3 protein-coding genes and 1 pseudogene are annotated in these 5,679 nt (G+C 65.5%); 3 read left to right on the forward strand and 1 reads right to left on the reverse strand.

Annotated elements, in window-relative coordinates; all coding sequences use genetic code 11:
* Positions 1 to 208 (forward strand): annotated as a pseudogene (locus AC1D00_RS23875) (hypothetical protein); the annotation flags it as partial.
* A gap of 19 nt (positions 209 to 227) precedes the next feature.
* On the opposite strand, the gene AC1D00_RS23880 reads toward AC1D00_RS23875, so the two are convergent.
* On the reverse strand, positions 228 to 2,195 hold the full coding sequence (locus AC1D00_RS23880) for a M3 family oligoendopeptidase (RefSeq protein ID WP_477012341.1): 1,968 nt from the start codon (positions 2,193 to 2,195) through the stop codon (positions 228 to 230).
* A gap of 127 nt (positions 2,196 to 2,322) precedes the next feature.
* Here AC1D00_RS23880 and AC1D00_RS23885 point away from each other — a divergent pair, with 127 nt between their 5' ends.
* Together AC1D00_RS23885 and AC1D00_RS23890 are read left to right on the forward strand one after the other, a co-directional pair.
* Positions 2,323 to 3,822, forward strand: a complete 1,500-nt coding sequence (locus AC1D00_RS23885) for a sigma-54-dependent transcriptional regulator (RefSeq protein ID WP_477012342.1) — start codon at positions 2,323 to 2,325, stop codon at positions 3,820 to 3,822.
* A gap of 347 nt (positions 3,823 to 4,169) precedes the next feature.
* On the forward strand, positions 4,170 to 5,679 hold a 1,510-nt coding region (locus tag AC1D00_RS23890), incomplete at its 3' end, for a L,D-transpeptidase scaffold domain-containing protein (RefSeq protein WP_477012343.1).

Below are 5,679 nucleotides of genomic sequence, written 5' to 3' on the forward strand. Positions count from 1 at the left end.
GCGTGACGTGCACGCCTTCAACTACGGCGACCTGCCGATCTGGGACATGCTGCTCGGCACCTTTCGCAATCCCGCGAGCTTCGAGGGCGCGGTCGGCTTCGACAAGCCGGCGACCGACCGGTTTGGCGCGATGCTCGCCTTCGCCGACGTGAACGAACCTGCGGCCGGGCAAAATAGCCTCGGCCGCAGGGCCAACCCGACCAGCTAGCGCGAAGCGTCCGCGCCGCTCAGCCCATCGCCTCCAGCTCGTCGATCATGCCGGCAATGACGCTGAGGCCGCCGTCCCAGAATTTGGGATCCTTGGCATCGAGTCCGAACGGCCGCAGCAGCTCGGAGTAGTGCTTGGTGCCGCCGGCGGCGAGCATGTCGAGATAGCGCTCGGCAAAGCCCTCGGCCGCGTTCTCGTAGACCGCGTAGAGCGAGTTCACGAGGCAGTCGCCGAAGGCATAGGCATAAACGTAGAACGGCGAATGGATGAAGTGCGGGATGTACATCCAGTAGTTCTCGTAGCCGGCCTTGATCTCGATCGCCGGCCCCAGGCTCTCGCCCTGCACCGACAGCCAGATCTCGCCGAGCCGCGTCGCGGTGAGCTCGCCGTTCTTGCGCTCGGTGTGGACCGCGCGCTCGAAGGAATAGAAGGCGATCTGCCGGACCACGGTGTTGATCATGTCCTCCACCTTGCCGGCGAGCAGCGCCTGGCGCTGCTTGGCGCTCTTGGTCTGTGCCAGGAGCCGCCTGAAGGTGAGCATCTCGCCGAACACGCTCGCGGTCTCCGCCAGCGTCAGCGGCGTCGGCGCCATCAGCGCGCCGTTCTTGGCCGCCAGCACCTGGTGCACGCCATGGCCGAGCTCATGGGCGAGCGTCATCACGTCGCGCGGCTTGCCCTGGTAGTTCATCAGCACATAGGGGTGCGCCGACGGCGTGGTGGGATGCGAGAACGCGCCCGGCGCCTTGCCCGGACGCACCGGCGCGTCGATCCAGCGGTCGGTGAAGAAGCGCTCGGCGATGTCGGCCATTTTGGGCGAGAAGCCACGATAGGCCGTCAGCACCATGTTGCGGGCATCAGGCCAGCCGATGATGTCGGTCGCCGCAAACGGCAAGGGCGCGTTGCGGTCCCAATAGGCCAGCCGCTTCTTGCCGAACCACTTCGCCTTCAGTGCGTAATAGCGATGCGACAGCCTTGGATAGGCCGCGCGCACCGAGGCGACCAGCGCATCCACCACCTCGCGCTCGACGCGGTTGTTGAGGTGGCGGGAATCCGCGACATCCTTGAAGCCGCGCCAGCGGTCGGAGATGTCCTTGTCCTTGGCCAGCGTGTTGGTGATCAGTGCGAAGGTGCGCTCATTGGCCTTGAAGGTCTTCGCCAGCGCCTCTGCCGCGCTCTTGCGCTTGGCGCCGTCGCGGTCCTGCAACAAATTGAGTGTCGGCTCGATCGCGAGCTCTTTAGGCCCGATCTTGAAGCGCAGGCTGGAGATGGTCTGGTCGAACAGCCGGTTGAAGGCGGAATAGCCGGTCTGCGCCTTCTCCAGGAAAAGCTGCTCGAGCTTGTCGTCGAGCTGATAGGGCTTCTCCTTGCGCAGATCCTCGATCCAGGGACGGTAATACGCCAGCTCCGGCGCCTGCATCGCGCGGGTCAACAAATCGTCATCGACACGGTTGAGCTCGAGCGCGAAGAACAGAAGGTGGGTGGACGCCGCCGTCAGCCGCTCGGAGACATCGCCGTAAAACTTTGAAATCTTGGGATCAACGCTGTCGCCGGCATGGACGAGGCCGGCATAGGAGCCCAGACGGCCGGCGAGATCGTCGATCGCCTCATAGCGTCGCACCGCCTCGGCGAGCCATTTTCCGCCATCTTCGTTTGCTGTCCCTGTCGCGAGCTTGCCCTTGTAGTCGGTCTCGAACGCGACGCAATCGGCATCCATCCTTTCGAGATCGCGCGCCACTTCCGGCGCGTCGATCCCGGAATAGAGATCGGCGAGGTTCCATTCCGGAAGCCTGCCGGTCTTGCTCGCAGGCTTGGCGGGTGAAGATTTGGCGAGCGACGACTTGGCAAGTGACGACTTGGCGAGTGAAGATTTGGAGGGCTTTGCCTTGACGATGGATTTCTTGGCGGCGGATTTCCTGGTGCTCGGCTTGCGGAGAGCGGGTTTGCTGGGAGCGGGCTTCTTCAAGGCAGATTTGGAGCGCGAAGTCATTCTGTGGGAAACCTGTGTTCAACAAGCGCGACGGCGGGCGGGGGCATCAAGGTTTAAGAGTGCGTTAATCGGCTTCGGCCAGAGTGCCCCGATTCGAGACAGATAGTAGTAGCGTGCGGGGAACACCATGGCTGCCAGTATTTTGATCGCCGACGACGACGCAGTAGCCCGCCGGCTGATCGAGAACATGGTGCAGAAATGCGGCTATGAGACGGTCGTCGTGGACTCTGGCGACGCCGCGATCGCCGCCCTCACCGCCCCCGATGCACCTGCTATCGACGGCGTCATCCTCGATCTCGTGATGCCCGGCCTCGACGGCATGGGCGTGCTGGCGAAGATCCGCGAAGCCGGCCTCAGCGTGCCCGTCATCGTGCAGACCGCCCATGGCGGCATCGACAACGTGATCTCGGCGATGCGTGCAGGTGCTGCCGATTTCGTGGTCAAGCCGGTCGGCATGGAGCGGCTCCAGGTCTCGCTTCGCAACGCGCTCAACGCCTCCGCGCTCAAAGGCGAATTGCAGCGCATCCGTCACAGCCGCGAGGGCCGGCTGACCTTCTCCGACATCATCACCCGCGCGGAAGCAATGGCGGGCGTCATGCGCACCGCGCAGAAGGCGGCGAACTCCTCGATCCCCGTGCTGATCGAGGGCGAGTCCGGCGTCGGCAAGGAGATGTTCGCGCGCGCTATCCATGGCAGCGGCGAGCGCAAGGCCAAGCCGTTCGTCGCGGTCAATTGCGGCGCGATCCCCGACAACCTCGTCGAGTCCATCCTGTTCGGCCATGAGAAGGGCGCCTTCACCGGCGCCACCGAACGCCACACCGGCAAGTTCGTCGAGGCCCATGGCGGCACGCTGTTTCTGGACGAGGTCAGYGAGCTGCCGCTGGCCGCGCAGGTCAAGCTGCTCCGCGCGCTGCAGGAAGGCGCGGTCGAGGCCGTCGGCGGCCGCAAGCCCGTGAAGGTCGACGTCCGCATCATCTCGGCAACCAACCGCAGGCTGCTGGAACGGGTGAAGCAGGGCCATTTCCGCGAAGACCTGTTCTATCGCCTGCACGTGCTGCCGCTGACGATCCCCTCGCTGCGGACCCGGCGCGAGGACGTCCCGCATCTGCTCCGGCATTTCCTGGCGCGCTTTGCCGCCGAGGAGAACCGCCACATCACCGGCATCAGCGGCGAGGCCGTGGCGCATCTCGCCCAGCTCGACTGGCCCGGCAACATCCGCCAGCTCGAAAATGCGGTGTACCGCGCGGTGGTGATGAGCGAGGGCGACCAGCTTGACCTTGGCGACTTCCCCCTGCTCACCTCGCAGCCACATCCCGCGACCGACATTCCGACCGCGCCGCTGATGCTCGAGCCGATCGCGGCGCCTTCGGTCGTGTCGTCGGGTAGCGAAATACCGATTGCACCGCTCCCCTCGGGGGGAACTCTTCCCATGCTGACCGCGACCGGCGACGTCCGCCCGCTGGAGGACATGGAGAACGAGATCATCCGCTTCGCGATCTCGCATTATCGCGGGCAGATGTCCGAGGTCGCCCGCCGCCTCAAAATCGGCCGGTCCACGCTCTACCGAAAACTCGACGAGGCCGGGGTTCCCGGACATGGCGGGAAAAGCGGTGAGGAGACGCACTGAGCCTGATGCGAACGGAGGTTCGCGCGACGGCACGGTGACGCTGTAAGCCGTTCGCATGACGACAGAATTCGACTGCGATTTGAACCGTGACTTGGAAGTGACAGACAGAGGGAAAAGCGTGTGGCCAGGGCCCACAATCCGTTGCCAAGAGGCTCCCTTGAAGTCAGTTTGTCGTGAGTTGTCCCGGGTAGCGCTGGCTGCAAAACCGGGGCCTGTATATCGTCTGCGTATGAATCGTTGCGTGCAGGCGTGCAACTTTCGAGAGGCCGGCGCGGTTTAGCCGAAGCTCAATTAGGCGATAACAAAGCTGTTCCACGAGGGACAGTTCACCCGAGGGGTGCGACACAATGCGTGACTGTTTGAACCACCGTGCAGGCTTCGACCGTGTCTTGATGACGGTCGCGGCAACCTTCCTCACGGTGTCGGCCAGCTCAGCCCTGGCGCAGGATCAGGCGCGCAGCAGCGCCGCCGAGCTGGCGATCGAAGCCGCGATCCCGCGTCCCGAGCCCGCCAACGTCCCGCCCCCGACCGCGTCCGACATCAAGCTCGACACCACCGCCACGGTCCAGGATTCAGCGAAGGAGCCGGCCAAGGACGCTGCGAAGGCCGAAGCCGCACCTGCGCCCGACAAGGTCGGGACCAAGCCTGCCGACGTCGCCACCACGCCCGCCAGCGAGGCGCCGAAGAGCGAACCTGCCAAATCCGAAGCTGCCAAGAGCGAACCTGCCAAGACCGAGCCGGCCAAGGCCGATACTGCGACGGCCCCCGCCGCCGCAGCGACTCCGGCCGAGCCGCCGAAGGACGTCGCCAAGGAGCAGCCGGCCTCCGAGCCCGTGAAGGCCGCGAGCGCCGTTCCCGCCGCCGACCAGCCGGTCGCGGACAAGCTCAAGGACATCATCGGCGCCAAGACCTCGCGCCATTTCGACCGCAAGAACGAGCGCGCCGCCGTCGAGAAGTTCTACGGTGGGCGCGACTTCGCCCCGGTCTGGACCCAGGGCGGCAGCCTGACCGCCGCGGCCAAGGGCGTGATCGCGCGGCTGAAGGATGCGGCCTCCGACGGCCTCAATCCGGCCGACTATCCGGTGCCGGATTTCGCCGCCGCCACGACCCCCGATGCGCTCGCCGACGCCGAGCTGAAGCTGACCGCCAGCATGTTCGACTATGCGCGCCAGGCGCAGAGCGGCCGCATGCACTGGTCGCAGGTCAGCGCCGACATCCTCTATCCCGAGCACCCGGTCGACCCGAGCGAGGTGCTCGCCAAGGTCACGACCGCGGCTGACGCCTCCGCGGCGCTCGACAGCTACAACCCGCCGCAGAAGCTCTACAAGGAACTGAAGGCCAAGCTCGCGGAGCTCCGCGGCCAGGGCAACGGCCCGGTGATCGAGGTCGCCGACGGTCCGGCGCTGAAATACACCCCGGCCGGCAAGAAGCAGGCTGAGGTCGTCGTCGAAGATCCGCGCGTGCCGCAGCTCCGCGCCAAGCTCGGCATCACCGAGAATGCCAGCGACACCCGCTATGACGCCACGGTCGCCGAGGCCGTCCGAAAATTCCAGAACAGCGCCGAGCTCAAGGCGACCGGCGTCCTCGACGACAAGACGGTCAAGGCGATCAACACGCCGAAGCGTGACAGGCAGATCGACACGGTATTGGTGAACATGGAGCGCTGGCGCTGGCTGCCGCGCGACCTCGGCGTGCCCTCGCTGGGCGATGCCTATGTCATCCTCAACATTCCCGACTACACGCTGAAGGTGATGCAGCGCGGCCAGCAGGTCTGGACCACCCGCGTCGTCACCGGCAAGCCGGGCCAGCACGCGACGCCCCTGCTGACCGAAACGATGAAGTACATCACGGTCAACC

Source organism: Bradyrhizobium sp. P2_E8, from assembly GCF_056403875.1.

Coding starts and splice junctions, on each gene's coding strand:
- AC1D00_RS23880 (WP_477012341.1), bottom strand. CDS start 2,195: ATGACTTCGCGCTCCAAATCTGCCTTGAAGAAGCCCGCTCCCAGCAAA.